At 61.4% G+C, this 18,517-nt stretch carries 15 protein-coding genes; 9 read left to right on the top strand and 6 right to left on the bottom strand.

The window, feature by feature from the left end; all coding sequences use genetic code 11:
- Window positions 1-87: 87 nt before the first annotated feature.
- Genes JMV15_RS12915 through pilM form a run of 3 tightly spaced genes read right to left on the bottom strand, consistent with a single transcriptional unit; the run spans window position 88 to window position 2,260 of the window.
- Complete coding sequence (locus JMV15_RS12915; protein ID WP_014716580.1) at window positions 88-1,059, bottom strand: pilus assembly protein PilP; 972 nt, start codon at window positions 1,057-1,059, stop codon at window positions 88-90.
- Entirely contained in the window at window positions 1,056-1,607 is a 552-nt protein-coding gene (locus tag JMV15_RS12910; protein ID WP_014716579.1) for a PilN domain-containing protein, read from the bottom strand. Before JMV15_RS12910 ends, JMV15_RS12915 begins: the two co-directional genes overlap by 4 nt.
- Window positions 1,604-2,260 (bottom strand): type IV pilus assembly protein PilM, encoded by a 657-nt coding sequence (gene pilM, locus JMV15_RS12905; RefSeq protein WP_032873526.1) that lies wholly within the window; start codon window positions 2,258-2,260, stop codon window positions 1,604-1,606. The genes JMV15_RS12910 and pilM overlap by 4 nt, the downstream gene beginning before the upstream one ends.
- 233 nt (window positions 2,261-2,493) lie before the next feature.
- Here pilM and JMV15_RS12900 point away from each other — a divergent pair, with 233 nt between their 5' ends.
- On the top strand, window positions 2,494-4,956 hold the full coding sequence (locus JMV15_RS12900; protein WP_370694793.1) for a penicillin-binding protein 1A: 2,463 nt from the start codon (window positions 2,494-2,496) through the stop codon (window positions 4,954-4,956).
- Between the two features lie 219 nt (window positions 4,957-5,175).
- On the opposite strand, the gene JMV15_RS12895 is transcribed toward JMV15_RS12900, so the two are convergent.
- The 3 genes from JMV15_RS12895 to rpmE all read right to left on the bottom strand — a co-directional run bounded on the left by JMV15_RS12895 (window position 5,176) and on the right by rpmE (window position 7,678).
- Window positions 5,176-6,444, bottom strand: a complete 1,269-nt coding sequence (locus JMV15_RS12895; protein ID WP_014716577.1) for a malic enzyme-like NAD(P)-binding protein — start codon at window positions 6,442-6,444, stop codon at window positions 5,176-5,178.
- 182 nt (window positions 6,445-6,626) lie between these two features.
- A complete protein-coding gene (locus JMV15_RS12890) occupies window positions 6,627-7,433 on the bottom strand; it encodes a thermonuclease family protein (protein ID WP_201491577.1) in 807 nt (268 codons plus the stop codon).
- A gap of 14 nt (window positions 7,434-7,447) precedes the next feature.
- Complete coding sequence (rpmE, locus tag JMV15_RS12885; protein WP_014716575.1) at window positions 7,448-7,678, bottom strand: 50S ribosomal protein L31; 231 nt, start codon at window positions 7,676-7,678, stop codon at window positions 7,448-7,450.
- Between the two features lie 337 nt (window positions 7,679-8,015).
- Between rpmE and JMV15_RS12880 the strand changes: the two genes are divergently transcribed.
- The 8 genes from JMV15_RS12880 to phaZ all read left to right on the top strand — a co-directional run bounded on the left by JMV15_RS12880 (window position 8,016) and on the right by phaZ (window position 18,483).
- Entirely contained in the window at window positions 8,016-10,235 is a 2,220-nt protein-coding gene (locus JMV15_RS12880; RefSeq protein ID WP_038448547.1) for a primosomal protein N', read from the top strand.
- Window positions 10,236-10,439: 204 nt separating this feature from the next.
- Window positions 10,440-12,176, top strand: a complete 1,737-nt coding sequence (gene argS / locus JMV15_RS12875) for an arginine--tRNA ligase (RefSeq protein WP_038448545.1) — start codon at window positions 10,440-10,442, stop codon at window positions 12,174-12,176.
- 1 nt (window position 12,177) lies between these two features.
- Entirely contained in the window at window positions 12,178-12,879 is a 702-nt protein-coding gene (locus tag JMV15_RS12870; RefSeq protein WP_003187899.1) for an SPOR domain-containing protein, read from the top strand.
- 220 nt (window positions 12,880-13,099) lie between these two features.
- Complete coding sequence (hslV, locus tag JMV15_RS12865; RefSeq protein ID WP_003171209.1) at window positions 13,100-13,630, top strand: ATP-dependent protease subunit HslV; 531 nt, start codon at window positions 13,100-13,102, stop codon at window positions 13,628-13,630.
- Between the two features lie 37 nt (window positions 13,631-13,667).
- Window positions 13,668-15,005, top strand: a complete 1,338-nt coding sequence (gene hslU / locus JMV15_RS12860) for an ATP-dependent protease ATPase subunit HslU (RefSeq protein ID WP_003171208.1) — start codon at window positions 13,668-13,670, stop codon at window positions 15,003-15,005.
- Window positions 15,006-15,165: 160 nt separating this feature from the next.
- Complete coding sequence (locus JMV15_RS12855; RefSeq protein ID WP_019820036.1) at window positions 15,166-15,543, top strand: gamma-butyrobetaine hydroxylase-like domain-containing protein; 378 nt, start codon at window positions 15,166-15,168, stop codon at window positions 15,541-15,543.
- 249 nt (window positions 15,544-15,792) lie between these two features.
- Window positions 15,793-17,472 (top strand): class II poly(R)-hydroxyalkanoic acid synthase, encoded by a 1,680-nt coding sequence (gene phaC / locus JMV15_RS12850; RefSeq protein ID WP_014716570.1) that lies wholly within the window; start codon window positions 15,793-15,795, stop codon window positions 17,470-17,472.
- A 165-nt stretch (window positions 17,473-17,637) separates the two neighbouring features.
- Window positions 17,638-18,483, top strand: coding sequence for a poly(3-hydroxyalkanoate) depolymerase (gene phaZ / locus JMV15_RS12845; protein WP_019820034.1), 846 nt, complete (start codon window positions 17,638-17,640; stop codon window positions 18,481-18,483).
- The last annotated feature ends 34 nt before the right edge of the window (window positions 18,484-18,517 follow it).

The following is an 18,517-nucleotide window of genomic DNA, read 5'->3' as shown; positions in this document are numbered from 1 at the left end:
GGGCACAGCAGCAGCCATCGGTGCCGTGAACGCTATCCATAGCGCCACACCGAAGGACGAGAAGGTCCTTTTCATTGTTTGATTCCGTTATGAGTTGACGTTCAGCACAAGGGTTCGCGGGCGTTCCAGCCAGGCACCCTGTCCATCGGGAAACAGCTCCACCAGCTCGACAGCAGCGTCTTGAATGGCCGTGACCTGGCCATGGTCCGGCCCCAGGTAATCACCCACCGCCAGCCGATACACCCTGGCCCCAGCCCGCAACAAGGCAAAGGCCTGCGCACCACGGGACAACGTGCCGACCATTTCGAACTGGTCGAGACGCATACCCTCCAACAGTCCCCGTGGCCGGGTGAAATCCGGGGCAAGGGCCGGCCGGCCCGGAACGTGGGGTGCCTGCAAAGCGGGCGGCGTGAACGGGTCGCGCAAGGACGAGGGCTCGTAGACAAATTGCGGCCCTGGGTCGAGCACCTGGCGGGCCTTGCCGTTTTGCAGGGTGCTGCGATAGGTCTTGGCGAGCATGTTCAGACGCAACAAGGCACCCTGATGCCCGAGCGCAACATCCTGCACGGTAACGACCCGCGGCAACCCACCCAAGGCACTGACAAACGTCGCCAGGTCGTGGTAAACCCCGGACGCGCTTATCTGCATGGGTTGTTCGATATAAAGCTGCCGAGGCGCTTCATCCAGCACGGTGATGCCTTCGACCCACACCCCATGGGCAGCCGCCAGCCGGGCGATGTCTTCCAGCACGGCAGGCAGCTCGGACTCGCCGGGCAATTGCCCTAGAAGGCTGGCAAGGTTGTCTTCCATGCTCCGGACTTGCCGGGTGCGCAGCTCAAGGCTCGCGGCCAGGTCGGACTTTTCTGTGAGTTGCTGCTGCAGCGCCTGCTCCCGCGCCTCAAGCCCGTGCAATCGCTCCCGCTGCGGCCCCCCATGCGAAACCTCGCCCAGCACCAGCACCAGGCCGGCCAGCGCACAGCCAAGCAGCACCTTGCCCGGCAGGGACCATTTAGCAGCGTTGTAAGAGAGCGTGGAAAAATCGAGCCTGGGCAGGCTCATGGTTGCGCCTCGCTGGATTCTCCCTGGCGCACCATCAGCTGAAATTCGCTTTCGCCGCGCGCACCTTCGGCCTGCACGCGCTGCAGACGGGTCGAACTGGAACCCTGGGTTGGCTTGAGCTGCTGCATCAAACGGGCGATATCCTGGTTGCTTTCAGCCGTGCCGCGAATGCTGATGGTGTCGCCGTTTGCGACCACCTCATGCAGATGGACACCTTCAGGCACCGCACGCGCCAATTGTTCGAACAATCGAGCCCCGGAAGAGCGGGCATCGTGCAGGTCCTGAACCACCTTCATGCGTTCGGCCAGTTGCTGGCTTCGCTCCTGAAGATCGTCGATCGTCTTGATGCGCGAGTCCTGGGTGGCGATGTGCTCTTCCAGGCGGCTGTTGCGGCTTACCTGCCGGTCTATCGCCTGGTCGATCACTTGATCAGCCAACCACAATGCCGCGAGCGCCATGCAGGCAAACGCCAGCAATAGCACCAACAGGTATTTGCGCCTGCGCTCCGCCAGGGCCTGGCGCCAAGGCAAAAGATTGATTCGTGTCATCCAGCGAAACTCCTCAGGGCCAGCCCGCAAGCCACTCCCATCCCTTGGGCATCCAAGGCCCATTGTGCACCATCGACTCTGTGACCCGGCGTGAAGCTGGCAAAATCCTGAAGGCAAGCGCGCTGCAATGCAAACCCTTCTACATCAACCACCCGCGGCACCAGCCCCGCCAGGGCCAAAACCGCCTCGCGCGCTTCGACCTGCTCGCGCAGGCACGCCGCCAGCATCACCTCCACCCACTGTGGGCCTTGAGCCGATGGCCCTTGAACCTGAAAGTCGATGGCCACTTCATCCAATGGATAAGGGATGAACTGGTCGGCTTCCATCTGGATCTTCCAGGCCATTTCCTCGTCGCTGAGGCCTGCGTCCATGTCAATCAGCCGGGTAATTACCGACGGGCCCGCAACCGCCACGGCGGCGTACCGGGCCGAGGTACCCAGGCGCGACAGCGCCTGTTGCAGCCCCCGGCCCACACCCTCAAGGTCCAGCAGGGTGCCGTCGACCACCGCGTGGGGCGCCAGCACTTGCGTGGCGTAGCCCTGGACGCTGAAACCGCCGGATGAACGGCCCAGTTCGATCAGCTTGATGCCACTGTCATTGATATCGACCCCCAACACCGTGTCGACTTTTCGCCTGAAAAATCCCTTTCCCATAAAACTCCCCAAAACTTTCCCTGTCATACCGGCTGTCATCTCGCCTGATTGCTGCCAGGCACCTTGCATTCGGTCGGCTTGTTCAAGGCTCGCGAATGACGCCCCAAGCCGAAAAATGCTTTAATGCCCAGCGTTTTTTCCCGCTTTTTATCTGCTGCCCGGGTCGATCCATCGTTTGCCATGCATGCCCCGACGCGTAACTCTTTCTTTTCTCTGGAAATCCAAAAGCCTTGATTCGTCTGCTGAAGTTTTTCGGGTACTCCATTGTCGCCATCGTCTGCGGGCTGCTGCTCGTATTCAGCGGGGCCTACCTCTACCTTAGTCCGGGTTTGCCCTCCGTAGAGGCCCTCAGAAGTATCCAGTTGCAGATTCCTTTGCGGGTCTACAGCAGCGATGACAAGTTGATCGCGGAGTTCGGCGAAATGCGCCGCACACCGATCCGTTTCGCCGATATTCCACCCAATTTCATCAGCGCATTGCTGTCCGCCGAAGACGATAATTTCGCCAACCACTACGGCGTAGACCCCAGCAGCCTGGTGCGTGCAGCCACACAACTGGTAAAAAGCGGACACATTCAATCGGGCGGCAGCACCATCACCATGCAGGTGGCGAAGAACTTCTTCCTCACCAGCGAGCGCAGCTTTTCCCGCAAGGCCACCGAAATCCTGTTGGCGCTGCAGATCGAACGCCAGCTGACCAAGGATGAAATCCTCGAGCTGTACGTCAACAAAATCTACTTGGGCAACCGCGCCTACGGCATCGAGGCCGCGTCCCAGGTCTATTACGGCAAGTCGATTCGTGACGCCAGCCTGGCGCAGATGGCCATGATTGCTGGCCTGCCCAAGGCACCTTCGCGCTTCAACCCGCTGGCCAACCCGGCGCGCAGCAAAGAACGCCGCGACTGGATCCTGGGCCGCATGTACAAGCTGGGCAAGATCGACCAGGCCGCTTATGAAAGCGCCGTGGCCGAGCCGCTGAATGCCAGCTATCACGTGCCGACGCCCGAAGTGAATGCACCCTATATCGCTGAAATGGCCCGCGCCGAGATGGTTGGCCGTTATGGCAGCGAGGCCTACACCGAAGGTTTCCGCGTCACCACGACGGTGCCGAGCGACTTGCAGGAAATCGCCAACCATTCGGTACATGAAGGCCTGATTACTTATGACCAGCGTCACGGCTACCGCGGTCCCGAGTCGCGCCTGCCGGGCAAGACCCTGAGTGCCTGGACCACCGAATTGAGCAAACAGCGTTCGATCAGCGGCCTGGACCCGGCCATCGTTACCCAGGTATCGAAAGACGGCATCCAAGTGCTGACCCGTTCTGGCGAAGCCCATGTAGCCTGGGACAGCATGAAGTGGGCGCGCCCGTTCCTGAACACCAACAGCATGGGCGCGATGCCCAAGCAGCCCTCCGACGTGGCCCAGGTGGGTGATCTGATCCGCGTGCAACGCCAGAAGGATGACAGCCTCAAGTTCAGCCAGGTGCCGCTCGCCCAGGGCGCCCTGGTGTCCCTGGACCCGCAGAACGGTGCGATCCGTGCGCTGGTCGGCGGTTTTGCCTTTGAGCAGAGCAACTACAACCGCGCTACCCAGGCCAAGCGCCAGCCAGGCTCCAGCTTCAAGCCGTTCGTCTACAGTGCGGCACTGGACAACGGCTACACCGCCGCCAGCCTGGTCAACGACGCGCCAATCGTGTTTGTCGACGAATACCTGGACAAGGTCTGGCGCCCGAAGAATGACACCAACACGTTCCTCGGCCCGATCCGTATCCGCGAGGCGCTGTACAAGTCGCGCAACCTGGTGTCGATTCGCCTGTTGCAGGCGATGGGCGTAGGCAAGACCATCGACTACATGACGCGCTTTGGCTTCGCCAAGTCGGACCTGCCGCCGAACCTGTCCCTGGCCCTGGGTACCGCAACCCTCACGCCGATGGAAATCGCCACCGGCTGGAGCACCTTTGCCAACGGCGGCTACAAGATCGCGCCTTACCTGATCGACAAGATCGAAAGCCGCAATGGCGACACCCTGTTTACTGCCAATCCGCCACGGGTACCGGGTGATGTGGTCAATGGCGTGGCGGCAACCGACGGCCTTGCGGCACCGAGCAACGGCGGTATCACCATCGAGCCGACGCCAGGCACGCCGTCGGCCGCAAACGCCAGCGCACCGGCCGAACCGCAAGCGCCAGCGGTTGCCGAGCGCATCGTGGATGGCCGTACTACCTACATCCTCAACAGCATCCTGCAAGACGTGATCAAGAAGGGCACCGGCCGCCGCGCACTGGCCCTGGGCCGCGCGGATATCGCTGGCAAGACCGGTACCACCAACGAATCCAAGGACGCCTGGTTCTCCGGCTACAACGGCGACTACGTGACCACCGTGTGGACCGGCTATGACCAGCCTGAAAGCCTGGGCCGCCGCGAGTTTGGTGGCACCGTCGCCCTGCCGATCTGGATGAGCTACATGGGCGCAGCGCTCAAGGACAAGCCGCTGCATACCCAGCCAGAGCCGGAAGGCATCCTCAGCCTGCGCATCGACCCGATCAGTGGCCGCGCAGCTTCACCGAGCACGCCGAATGCGTACTTCGAGCTGTTCAAGAGCGAAGACACACCGCCGTCGGTCAACGAACTGGGCAACGGCGCAGTGCCGGGCAGCCCACTGCCGGCGGATGAAGGCGCGCCGATCGATTTGTTCTGACCTGATCACGCTGATCGGCCGATCGTTCCCACGCTCCGCGTGGGAATGCATCCTGTGACGCTCTGCGTCACGACCTCAAAAGCAGACGCGGAGCGTCCAGGTGGGCATTCCCACGCAGAGCGTGGGAATGATCAGCCAAAGCCTCTCGTGAATCGCTACCCACAAAAAAGCCCCGACTGATCACTCAGCCGGGGCTTTTTGTTGGTGCGCTATAACGGCTTAGCCGTTGAACACATCATCCACGCTCTGCAGCGGGTAGTTCTTTGGATACGGCAGGGTAGCCACACCAGTCTCGATCGCGGCCTTGGCCACGGCATCGGAGATCAGGGTGATCAGGCGCTTATCCATTGGTTTTGGAATGATGTACTCACGACCGAATTCCAGCTTGGCGCCACCGTAGGCGTCGCACACGTCCTGAGGTACCGGCAGCTTGGCCAGTTCACGCAGGGCGTTGGCAGCGGCCACTTTCATTTCTTCGTTGATACGCTTGGCGCGAACGTCCAGGGCACCACGGAAGATGAACGGGAAGCCCAATACGTTGTTGACCTGGTTCGGGTAGTCCGAACGGCCGGTGGCCATGATCACGTCGCTGCGAGTGGCGTGGGCCAGCTCAGGAGAAATTTCCGGATCCGGGTTGGAGCAGGCGAACACGATAGGGTTCGGCGCCATGGATTTCAGGCCTTCAGCGCTCAGCAAGTTCGGGCCGGACAGGCCAACGAACACGTCGGCACCGTCGAGGGCGTCAGCCAGGGTGCGCTTGGAGGACGGATGGGCAAACATCGCCTTGTACTGGTTCAGGTCGGTACGCTCGGACTGGATCACGCCCTTGCTGTCGACCATATAGATGTTTTCCAGCTTGGCGCCCATGCTGATGATCAGCTTCATGCAGGAAATGGCCGCGGCACCGGCGCCCAGGCAGACGATTTTCGCCTCGCCCAGGGTTTTGCCAGCGATTTCCAGGGCGTTGATCATGCCGGCTGCGGTAACGATCGCGGTGCCGTGCTGGTCATCGTGGAATACCGGAATGTCGCACTGCTCGATCAGGGCCTTTTCGATCTCGAAGCACTCAGGTGCCTTGATGTCTTCCAGGTTGATGCCACCGAACGTGATGGAAATGCGCTTGACGGTGTCGATGAACGCCTGCGGGCTTTCGGAATCGACTTCGATGTCGAAAACGTCGATGCCGGCAAAGCGCTTGAACAGCACGCCCTTGCCTTCCATGACTGGCTTGGAAGCCAATGGGCCGAGGTTACCCAGGCCCAGAATCGCGGTGCCATCGGAAATCACTGCAACCAGGTTGCCTTTGCCGGTGTACTTGTACGCCAGCTCTGGGTCACGGGCGATTTCACGTACGGGTTCGGCAACACCAGGGCTGTAGGCCAGCGACAGGTCGCGGGCAGTGGCAGTGGCTTTGGTGAGCTCTACACTCAGCTTTCCTGGACGAGGATTGGCATGGTATTCGAGAGCGGCAGTTTTCAAATCAGACATATCGGCATTCCGCTTTTACTGTTGGTCGACGGACCGCCGAGGATACGCGTGTCGTAAAGTCCCTACAAGACTGGGCAGTCACAGGTGTCAAGGGCCCTGGGCTACGACTTTTGGCCAAGAGCCACGGGATACAAGGGCTCAACTGTTCACAATCGAAATAAAAAATGTCTACAATTTTTTATTCAAAGCGTCGATTTCAGCATGCGAGAGTCGGTTATTGGCAACAGCCAGCGTGCTTGGCCTTTTTTCAGGCCGCCACGGCGGGAACGATCCTGCACCCAGCCACGCGCCTCAAGGGTGCGGCCTTGCAGACCATTGAGCATGGCCGTATCGAACTGGCTGATCAGCTCGGGCGCAATGCGTAATACCAGTGAACCCTGCAGTTCAATCCAGATTCCGCCGCGATTGCGCTCGATCTTGCTGACCCGACCAGCCACCAGGGCAAACCCGGAGCGCTTGAGATTGGCCACGTTTTGCACCGGCGATTGGCACCACAGGCCGAGCCGTGACTGGCGGGCGCTGTTTTCGGCCGCCTGCTGGCAGGCCACCAGGTCCACGTTCGGCGCCACGCCCACCTGGTACCCCAGGCCCTCGGCCAGCAGTTGCGCCTCCAGGTTCTCGCCATTGGCGCCGTAGAGGTAAGCCAGGGTGCGCCCGTAATGATCTTTGCCTTCGCGCCCCGGCACCAGGCCGACACGCCCATCACTGGCCTTGACCAACGCCTGCAGGCGCTGGCGTGCGGCGACGGCAAATGGCTCGTCTGGACGGCCCTTCTTGCCGGTTTCCGGCGCATTGAGGCCGATCATACGTACGCTGCGACCATCCTTGAGGCGTACTGTGTCGCCATCCACCACACGCTGCACCTCAACGCGGGCGATAGCTGCCGGGGCGGGGCAGAATGCATCGGCCTCAGCGGTCACCAGCCAAATTCCAGGCACAAAAAAGGCGCCCACAAGGGACGCCTTTTTCAACAGCGGGTAAAAGCCCATAAGGCTCTTGAACCTTACTCTGCTGGAGTAGCAGGCTTCTTGCCGAAAGCACCAAAGCGATCTGCGAAGCGCTGTACGCGGCCGCCGGTGTCCAGAGTTTTCTGCTTACCGGTGTAGAACGGGTGGCACTCGTTGCATACGTCAGTACCCAGTGGCTTGCACAGGTTCGAACGAGTTTCGAACTTGTTGCCGCAGCTGCAGGTGACTTGGATGGTTTCGTACGCTGGATGGATATCGGCTTTCATGGCACTTCCTCAGGCTAGCGTGCCGCCACTCGACACTATTGTCGAATACCGCACGTAATTAGGCCGCGGATTCTACCAGACCTTTTTAATCGCGCAAGCGGCGGTAATGGCCGAAAGCTCCCTTTCATCAGATATTCCTGACACACCGCCGACAATGTGGGAGCCGGGCTTGCCCGCGAAGGCGGTGTGTCAGTCACTGCATCTGTTACTGCACTAGCGCTTTCGCAGGCAAGCCAGCTCCCACAAGATCCGGTTCCAGTACTGGAGACGTGACAACCCCGGTCTGCTAGGCTCCCGCCCCTGCGCCACCGCTGCCTTAATAGATGAGACTCCTCGCGTGCCCGACGCCATTTTGCGCCTAGCCCTGCCCTCGCCCCTGCGCCGCCTGTTCGATTACCGGGCCCCGCCCGGCGTGTCGCGTGCGCAGTTGCAGCCAGGCATGCGCGTGCGCGTGCCGTTCGGGCGCAGGGAAATGATCGGCATTCTGGTGGAAGTTACCGACCACAGCGAAGTGCCTGCCGAAAAGCTCAAGCCGGCTATTGCCCTGCTCGACGCCACACCGCCGCTGCCGCCCGCGCTGTTCAAGCTGTGCCTGTGGACCGCGCAGTATTACCAACACAGCCTGGGCGATACCTTGAGCTGGGCGCTGCCGGTGCTGCTGCGCCAGGGCGAACTGGCCGAAGCGCGTCAGGAGCGTTTCTGGTCGATGGCGCCCGGCGCACGCCTCGAAGACCCGCGCATCGCCCGCGCCCCGCGCCAGCGTGAGGCCCTGGCCACCTTGGCGCAGCATCCACACGGCGTGGCCCATCAGCTATTAAGCAAGCTGATGCTGAGCAAAGACAGCCTCGACCTGCTGCTGGCCAAGGGCCTGGTGCAGGTGGAAATCCGCAAGCACGCCCCGGACCCGCGCCACGAACACTGGCTGGCCCAGCCGGAGTTGCCGCTGAACCCCGAGCAACGCGCCGCGTATGAGGCGATTCGCGCCGGTTTCGACAGTTTCCACGCGTTCCTGCTAGCCGGCGTCACCGGCAGCGGCAAGACCGAAGTCTATTTGCAACTGATCCGCGAAACCCTGCAGGCGGGCAAGCAGGCACTGGTGCTGATCCCCGAGATCAATCTGGGCCCGCAGACCGTGGCGCGTTTCGAGCAACGCTTCAATGCCCGGATCGCCCTGGTGCACTCAGCGGTCAATGACCGTGAACGCCTGGAGTCGTGGCTGGCGGCGCGGGACGGCGAGGCCGACATTATTATCGGCACGCGCTCAGCACTGTTCACGCCGATGAAAAACCCCGGGCTGATCATCGTCGACGAGGAGCACGATGGCTCCTATAAACAGCAGGAAGGTTTGCGCTACCACGCCCGCGACCTCGCGCTGGTGCGCGCCCGCCAGGAAGACATCCCGATTGTGCTGGGCTCGGCCACGCCGTCCCTGGAAAGCCTGCACAACGCCTACACCGGCCGTTACGGGCTGCTGCGCCTGAACGAGCGCGCCGGCGGCGCCAAACAACCGCGTTTCCTGCGCCTGGACGTGAAAAGCCGCCCGCTGGACAGCGGGATTTCCGGCCCGATGCAACAGGCCATTGGCCAGACCCTGGCCGCCGGCCAGCAAGTATTGGTATTTCTCAACCGCCGCGGCTTTGCCCCGACGCTGCTGTGCCATGACTGCGGCTGGATGTCCGGCTGCGAGCGCTGCGATGCGCGCATGACCGTGCACCAGCGCCACGGCGAGTTACGCTGCCATCACTGCGGCCATGTGGAACGGGTACCGCGCCATTGCCCGCAGTGCGGCAAGGTGGACCTGCGGCCCGTGGGCGCCGGCACCGAGCGCGCCGAAGAACGCCTGGGCATTCTGTTCCCGGATTACCCGGTGCTGCGGGTCGACCGCGACAGCACGTCGCGCAAAGACGCTATGAACCAACTGTTCACCACCATCCACAAGGGCCAACCGTGCATTCTGGTGGGCACGCAGATGCTTGCCAAAGGGCATCACTTCCCACGGGTGACCCTGGTGTCGATCCTGGATGCCGATGGCGGGCTGTTCTCCGGGGATTTTCGCGCCAGCGAACGCATGGCGCAGTTGATCGTGCAGGTGGCAGGGCGCGCCGGGCGGGCCGAAGAGCCAGGCAGGGTGATTATCCAGACGCACCTGGCCGACCACCCGCTGCTGATTCAACTGACGGAACAAGGCTACTTTGCCTTCGCCGAGCAGGCCTTGAGCGAACGCCGCGCCGCCGGCCTGCCGCCCTTTGCGCACCTGGCGCTGCTGCGTGCCGAAGCCCACAAACCCGGGCAGGCCGAAGGCTTTCTTGATGAGGCCTGCAGCGCCGCCGAACGTTTATTGGGCGAACTGGCCCTCAGTGGCATCGAACTACTCGGCCCGGTGCCAGCGCCCATGGAGCGGCGCGCCGGGCGTTATCGCGCTCAGCTACTCTTGCAGGCAACCTCCCGCGCGCCGCTGCATCGGCTATTAAGTCGCTGGATGCTTGAGCTGGAGCAACTGCCCAGCGGTCGGCAGGTGCGATGGTCGTTGGATGTAGACCCGGTAGATTTGTATTGAGGGTAATTACGTCATCGCAGGCAAGCCAGCTCGCACATTATGAAATGTGAATACCCTTAAATGTGGGAGCGGGCTTGCCCGCGAAGAGGCCCGCAGGTCCGCCATATAGTCTGAACGGTTGGCAAGCCCGCCCTCGCCACGGATAATGCCCAGTTTTTCCACCTGCGCATCGCGCGCCGCCGCTTGCGGTCGAAAGAGAACACCATGAAAGACACCATTCGCCAGCTGATCCAACAAGCCCTCACCCAACTCGTCCACGAAGGTGTGTTGCCTGAAGGCCTGTCGCCGGCGATCCAGGTGGAGAACACCCGCGACAAGACCCATGGCGACTTCGCCAGCAACATCGCGATGATGCTGTCCAAGCCGGCCGGCATGAAACCGCGCGACCTGGCAGAAAAAATCATCGCCGCGCTGCCGGTTGACGCCAGTGTCACCAAGGCCGAAATCGCAGGCCCTGGCTTTATTAACTTCTTTCAGAACACCCAGGCCCTGGCGTCACGCCTGGATGCTGCCCTGGCCGATGCCCGCATCGGTGCACGCAAGGCCGGCGACAGCCAGCGCGTGGTCATCGACCTGTCGGCGCCGAACCTGGCCAAGGAAATGCACGTGGGCCACCTGCGCTCCACCATCATTGGCGACGGCGTGGCACGGGTGCTGGAATTCCTCGGCGACACCGTGATCCGCCAGAATCACGTGGGCGACTGGGGTACCCAGTTCGGCATGCTGATGGCCTACCTGCAGGAAAACCCGATCACCAGCAACGAGCTGGCCGACCTGGAAAACTTCTACCGCGCCGCCAAAAAGCGGTTTGACGAGTCTGAAGAGTTCGCCGACCGCGCACGGGGCCTGGTGGTCAAGCTGCAAGCCGGCGACGAAGAGTGCCTGGCGCTGTGGAACCGCTTCCGTGAAATTTCCCTGTCCCATTGCCAGGAAATCTACGAGCTGCTCAACGTGAAACTGACCATGGCCGACGTGATGGGCGAAAGCGCCTATAACGACGACCTGATCAACGTGGTCAACGACCTCAAGGCCAAAGGCCTGCTGGTCGAAAGCAACGGCGCCCAGTGCGTGTTCCTCGAAGAATTCAAGACCGCCGACGGCGAGCCGCTGCCGGTGATCATCGTCAAGGCCGATGGCGGCTACCTCTACGCCACCACTGACCTGGCCGCCGTGCGTTACCGCAGTGGCGTGCTCAAGGCTGACCGTGCGCTGTACTTCGTCGACCAGCGCCAGGCCCTGCACTTCCAGCAGGTGTTCGAAGTGGCCCGTCGCGCCGGTTTCGTCACCCACCCGATGCACATGGAGCACATGGGCTTTGGCACCATGAACGGCGCCGATGGCCGCCCCTTCAAGACCCGCGACGGCGGCACCGTGAAGCTGATCGACCTGCTGACCGAAGCCCAGGAACGTGCCTACAACCTGGTGAAGGAAAAGAACCCGGAGCTGGCCGAGGCCGACCTGCGTAATATCGCCCGCGTGGTGGGCATTGGCGCGGTGAAATACGCCGACCTGTCCAAGCACCGCACCAGCGACTACAGCTTCAACTTCGACCTGATGCTCAACTTCGAAGGCAACACCGCGCCGTACCTGCTGTACGCCTACACCCGCGTGGCCGGGGTATTTCGCAAGCTGGGCAAGGACTTCAGCGAAGTCGAGGGCCAGATCGCGCTGGACGCCGCCCACGAACAGGAACTGGCGGCCAAGCTCGCGCAATTTGGCGAAGTGCTCAACAGCGTTGGCGAAAAAGGCACGCCGCACATCCTGTGCACCTATTTGTACGAAGTGGCCGGCCTGTTCTCCAGCTTCTACGAGAACTGCCCGATCCTGACCGCCGACGACGAAGCCCAGAAACAAAGTCGCCTGCGCCTTGCCGCATTGGCTGGACGCACCCTCAAGCAAGGCCTGGAACTCTTGGGCCTGGAAACTCTGGAGCGTATGTAAGTTGGCTGCCAAGAAAAAACCTGCACCCAAGCGCGGCGCCAGCCGCTACCAGGCCCCGGCGAAGCAACCGATTCCGGGTTGGTTGTGGATGGCCATCGGCCTGACGGTCGGCGCATTTATCGTGTTTCTGATGAAGCTGGAGCCCGGCCAGGGCGATGACGTCAAGCGCGTCAAACAGGAGCAGCAAAAGGCCACGAAAATCGCCGAAGCCAACAAGACCGCGCCGAGCCCGACCGCACCGGTAAAGCCCAAGTACGACTTCTACACGCTGCTGCCGGAATCGGAAGTGATCGTGCCGCCTGACGCCGTGCCGGAAAAAACCCTGCCGACGCCACAAGTGCCGACCACGCCGGTAACCCCAGCGGAAGCGGCGAAAATCGACACGGCGCGCGCCCAGGCCGCGCTGGCCGGTATCACGCCGCCGCCAGCACCGCCAGTGGCTGCAACCAAGGCGGCGCCGGTGACCAAGTTCTTCCTGCAAGCGGGCTCGTTCCCGAAACAGGCGGATGCGGACCGTGTACGCGCACAGATCATTCTGTTGGGCCAATCGGTATCGGTTGAGTCCGGCACGGTGAAGGATGCGACTTGGTATCGCGTATTGGTGGGGCCGTTCAGCAACCGTGAACAGCTGACCGTGGCGCAAAAGCAATTGGCCGGCGCCGGGTTTAGCAACCTGTTGTTACAACAACGCCAGAGCCGCTGACGCATACCCACTGATCGTTCCCACGCTCCGCGTGGGAACGTGCCCCTTGACGCTTTGCGTCACAGAGCAGGCGCAGAGCGCCCAAGGCGGCATTACCACGCGGAGCGTGGGAACGATCACCACTCGTCCGCACTCCCTCCCTACGGTTGAAATCCCCCTCGCCACCCCCATATGAGTTTCCATCAGGGCATTTTCGCCCCGCTGCGTGGAGACTCTCCCCTTGACCACCATCGTTTCAGTACGTCGCCACGGCAAAGTTGTCATGGGCGGCGACGGCCAGGTTTCCCTGGGCAACACCGTGATGAAAGGCAACGCCAAGAAAGTGCGCCGCCTGTACCACGGCCAGGTGCTTGCCGGCTTCGCAGGCGCAACCGCCGATGCCTTTACCCTGTTCGAACGCTTCGAAGGCCAGCTTGAGAAACACCAGGGCCACCTGGTGCGCGCCGCTGTAGAGCTTGCCAAAGAATGGCGCACCGACCGCTCCCTCAGCCGCCTGGAGGCTATGCTGGCGGTTGCGAACAAAGACGCTTCCCTGATCATCACCGGCAACGGCGACGTGGTTGAACCCGAGCATGGCTTGATCGCCATGGGTTCAGGTGGCGGCTACGCCCAGGCTGCGGCCAGCGCGCTGCTGAAGAAAACCGACCTGTCGGCCCGTGAAATCGTCGAGACCGCCCTGGGTATCGCTGGCGATATCTGCGTGTTCACCAACCACAATCAGACCATTGAGGAGCAGGACCTCGCCGAATAAGCCCTAGGCTTATTCAGGCTTGAGGCCGCCAAACACTATGTCCATGACTCCCCGCGAAATCGTCCATGAACTCAACCGCCATATCATCGGCCAGGACGATGCCAAGCGCGCCGTTGCCATTGCGCTGCGTAACCGCTGGCGCCGGATGCAACTGCCAGAAGAACTGCGCGTTGAAGTAACGCCCAAGAACATCCTGATGATCGGCCCTACCGGCGTCGGCAAAACCGAGATCGCTCGGCGGCTGGCCAAACTGGCCAATGCCCCGTTCATCAAGGTCGAAGCGACCAAATTCACCGAAGTCGGCTATGTGGGCCGCGATGTCGAGTCAATCATTCGTGATCTGGCTGACGCCGCCCTGAAGATGCTGCGCGAACAGGAAGTGACCAAGGTCAGCCATCGCGCCGAAGACGCCGCTGAAGAGCGCATCCTCGACGCCCTGCTGCCACCGGCACGCATGGGTTTCAACGAAGACGCCGCACCTTCGTCGGATTCCAACACCCGCCAGCTGTTCCGCAAGCGCCTGCGTGAAGGCCAGTTGGATGACAAGGAAATCGAGATCGAAGTGGCCGAAGTGTCCGGCGTGGATATCTCTGCCCCGCCTGGCATGGAAGAAATGACCAGCCAGTTGCAGAACCTGTTCGCCAACATGGGCAAGGGCAAGAAGAAAAGCCGCAAGCTCAAGGTGAAAGAAGCGCTCAAGCTGGTGCGCGACGAAGAAGCCGGGCGCCTGGTCAATGAGGAAGAACTCAAGGCCAAGGCCCTGGAAGCGGTCGAGCAACATGGCATTGTGTTTATCGATGAGATCGACAAGGTGGCCAAGCGTGGTAACTCCGGCGGCGTGGATGTCTCCCGCGAAGGCGTGCAGCGCGATTTGCTGCCGCTGATCGAAGGCTGCACGGTCAACACCAAGCTGGGCATGGTCAAGACTGACCACATCCTGTTTATCGCCTCCGGTGCCTTCCACCTGAGCAAGCCCAGCGACCTGGTGCCCGAGCTGCAAGGCCGCCTGCCGATTCGGGTGGAGCTCAAGGCACTGACGCCGGGCGACTTCGAGCGCATCCTCAGCGAACCGCATGCCTCGCTCACCGAGCAGTACCGCGAGCTGCTGAAAACCGAAGGGCTGGGTATCGAATTCCAGGCAGACGGTATCAAGCGCCTGGCGGAGATCGCCTGGCAGGTCAATGAAAAGACCGAGAACATCGGTGCCCGTCGCCTGCATACCTTGCTTGAGCGCCTGCTTGAGGAAGTATCCTTCAGCGCCGGCGACATGGCCGGTGCGCAGAATGGCGAAGCGATCAAGATCGATGCCGATTATGTGAACAGCCACCTGGGCGAATTGGCGCAGAACGAAGATCTGTCTCGTTATATCCTGTAAGCCTCACTCAATGTGGGAGTGGCTTGTGTGGGCGCTGGCTTGCCTGCGATAGCATCACCTCAGTGTTCCTGAAACACCGAGGTGCCGGCATCGCGGGCAAGCCCGGCTCCCACATTGGTCCCTCCCACATTTTGGGCCGGTTCCTTCAGGGTTATCTCCAATGTCGAAATTTCCTACCGCAGTAAACCTGCATAAAACCTCCAACACCCTCGGCCTTACCTACGGGCCCGACGAGGTTTACCAACTACCCGCCGAATTCCTGCGGGTGCACTCCCCTTCCGCCGAGGTCCAGGGCCACGGCAAACCCATCCTGCAATTCGGCAAGCTCAACGTCCGGTTGATCAAGCTGGAACCGGCCGGCCAGTACGCACTGAAATTGACCTTCGACGACGGTCATGACAGCGGACTGTTCACCTGGGACTACCTCTATCAGTTGGCCGTACGTCAGGACGCTTTGTGGGCCGACTACCTGGCCGAGCTCAAAGCCGCTGGTAAAACCCGCGATCCGAGTGAGTCGGTCGTGCGGCTGATGCTCTAGCTCAACGGTCTTGCTGTTTAGAGCGCATTTTCTAATTTCATCTGCTTGAATGCCCTGTCGCGTGGCCAACGATTGGCCCGCTTGCGAAAAAAAATAAACTCGGGTAACCAATGGAGCTGGCAAGTTCCCTGCATTTGACGATGCGGTATCAACGGTCACCCGAGTCGCAGTACCAGGCTGGTGTCGTGTATCGAAATTGGGTGCGCAGCAATCGCCGGTACTCGTCTTTCGGACAATGGAGCGTCGTAGATGAGTAACAAGAATAACGATGACTTGAAACGCCAGGCCTCGGAAAACACCCTGGGGTTGAACCCGATCATCGCGTTACGCAAAAAGGATTTATTGGCCTCGGCCAAGATGGTGCTGACCCAAGCCATCAAGCAACCGTTGCACAGCGTCAAGCACGTCGCCCACTTTGGCGTTGAATTGAAGAATGTGATGTTCGGCAAATCCGCACTGGTGCCCGAGGGCGACGACCGTCGCTTCAACGACCCAGCCTGGAGCCAGAACCCGCTCTACAAACGTTATTTGCAGACTTACCTGGCATGGCGCAAGGAACTTCACGACTGGATCGACGACAGCAACCTGTCGGCACAAGACATCAGCCGGGGCCACTTCGTGATCAACCTGATGACCGAAGCCATGGCCCCCACCAACAGCGCGGCCAACCCGGCGGCGGTCAAACGCTTCTTTGAAACCGGCGGTAAAAGCCTGCTCGACGGTTTGTCTCACCTGGCCAAGGACATGGTGCACAACGGCGGCATGCCCAGCCAGGTCAACATGGGCGCCTTTGAAGTCGGCAAGACCCTGGGCACCAGCGAAGGCGCGGTGGTGTTTCGCAACGACGTGCTGGAGCTGATCCAGTACAAGCCCATTACCGAGCAGGTGCATGAGCGCCCGCTGCTGGTGGTGCCGCCGCAGATCAACAAATTCTACGTCTTCGACCTGTGCCCGGATAAAAGCCTGGCGCGCTTCTGCCTGCGTAATGGCCAGCAGACCTTTATCGTCAGTTGGCGCAACCCCACCAAGGCCCAGCGCGAATGGGGGCTATCCACCTATATCGAGGCGCTGAAGGAAGCGGTCGATGTGGTCACGGCGATTACCGGCAGCAAAGACGTGAATATGCTCGGTGCCTGCTCAGGCGGCATCACCTGCACGGCGCTGCTGGGCCACTACGCGGCGCTGGGGCAGAAGAAGGTCAACGCCCTGACTCTGCTGGTGAGCGTGCTGGATACCACCCTGGACACCCAGGTGGCGCTGTTTGTCGACGAGCAGACTCTGGAAGCGGCCAAGCGCCACTCCTATCAGGCCGGCGTGCTGGAAGGTCGCGACATGGCCAAGGTCTTTGCCTGGATGCGCCCCAACGACTTGATCTGGAACTATTGGGTCAACAACTACCTGCTGGGCAACGAGCCGCCAGTGTTCGACATCCTGTTCTGGAACAACGACACCACACGCTTGCCGGCCGCGTTCCATGGCGACCTGATCGAACTGTTCAAAAACAACCCACTGGTACGGGCCAACGCCCTGGAAGTGTGCGGCACGCCCATCGACCTCAAGCAGGTCACTGCCGATATCTATTCCCTGGCCGGCACCAACGACCACATCACGCCGTGGCAGTCCTGCTACAAGTCAGCGCAGTTGTTCGGCGGCAAGGTCGAGTTTGTACTGTCCAGCAGCGGGCATATCCAGAGCATCCTCAACCCGCCGGGCAACCCCAAAGCGCGCTACCAGACCAGCGAGGGTCTGGCCGGCAGTGCGCTGGAGTGGCAAGAAGATGCGACCAAGCACACCGATTCGTGGTGGCTGCATTGGCAGGTGTGGCAGGCGGAGCGGGCGGGAAAATTGAAAAAAGCCCCGACGACATTAGGCAATAAAACCTATGCAGCCGCTGAAGCGGCGCCGGGTACCTATGTACATGAACGCTAGGCATTCTTGTGATTGAAATGAGATCAGATGTGGGAGCTGGCTTGCCTGCGATAGCAATGGGCCTGCTCACTAATCGCGGCCTGAAAGAATGCCATCGCAGGCAAGCCAGCTCCCACACTGACCGAGTTCCTACAGACCAATAGCACCACTTCACAGGGCTTGAGCATGGCGCAACCGTTCATCTTCCGTACCATCGACCTGGATGGCCAGACCATCCGCACGGCGGTACGCCCGGGCAAGCCGCACTTGACCCCGCTGCTAATCTTCAACGGCATCGGCGCCAACCTTGAGCTGGTGTTTCCGTTCGTCCAGGCCCTGGACCCGGACCTGGAAGTGATCGCCTTCGACGTGCCCGGCGTGGGCGGTTCCTCGACGCCGAACCGGCCCTACCGCTTTCCCGGCCTGGCCAAGCTCACCGCCCGCATGCTCGATTACCTCGACTACGGCCAAGTGAACGCCGTGGGTGTGTCCTGGGGCGGAGCGCTGGCCCAGCAATTTGCGTATGACTACCCCGAGCGCTGCAAGAAATTGATCCTGGCGGCCACCGCAGCCGGGGCTTTCATGGTGCCGGGCAAGCCCAAGGTGTTGTGGCTGATGGCAAGTCCCAGGCGCTATATCCAGCCGTCCCACGTGGTGCGCATTGCACCGATGATTTATGGCGGCTCGTTCCGCCGTGATTCCAAACTGGCCGCCGAGCACGCCAGCAAAGTGCGCTCGGCCGGCAAGCTGGGTTACTACTGGCAACTGTTTGCCGGGCTGGGCTGGACCAGCATTCACTGGCTGCACAAGATCCGCCAGCCCACCCTGGTGCTGGCCGGGGACGATGACCCGCTGATCCCGCTGGTCAACATGCGCATGCTCGCCTGGCGCATCCCCAATGCGCAGTTGCACATCATCGACGACGGCCACCTGTTCCTGATCACCCGGGCCGAAGCCGTGGCGCCGATCATCATGAAGTTTCTGGAGGAGGAGCGCCTGCGCGCCGTGATACATCCGCGACCGGCGGTGTGAAGGACCACACCACCGCGCAACTTGCCAGGAACCG

It is taken from the genome of Pseudomonas paracarnis, from assembly GCF_904063055.1.
Lineage (GTDB): Bacteria > Pseudomonadota > Gammaproteobacteria > Pseudomonadales > Pseudomonadaceae > Aquipseudomonas > Aquipseudomonas paracarnis.
Note: the sequence above shows the minus strand (reverse complement) of the source record. Positions and strands in the feature narration are given on the sequence as shown.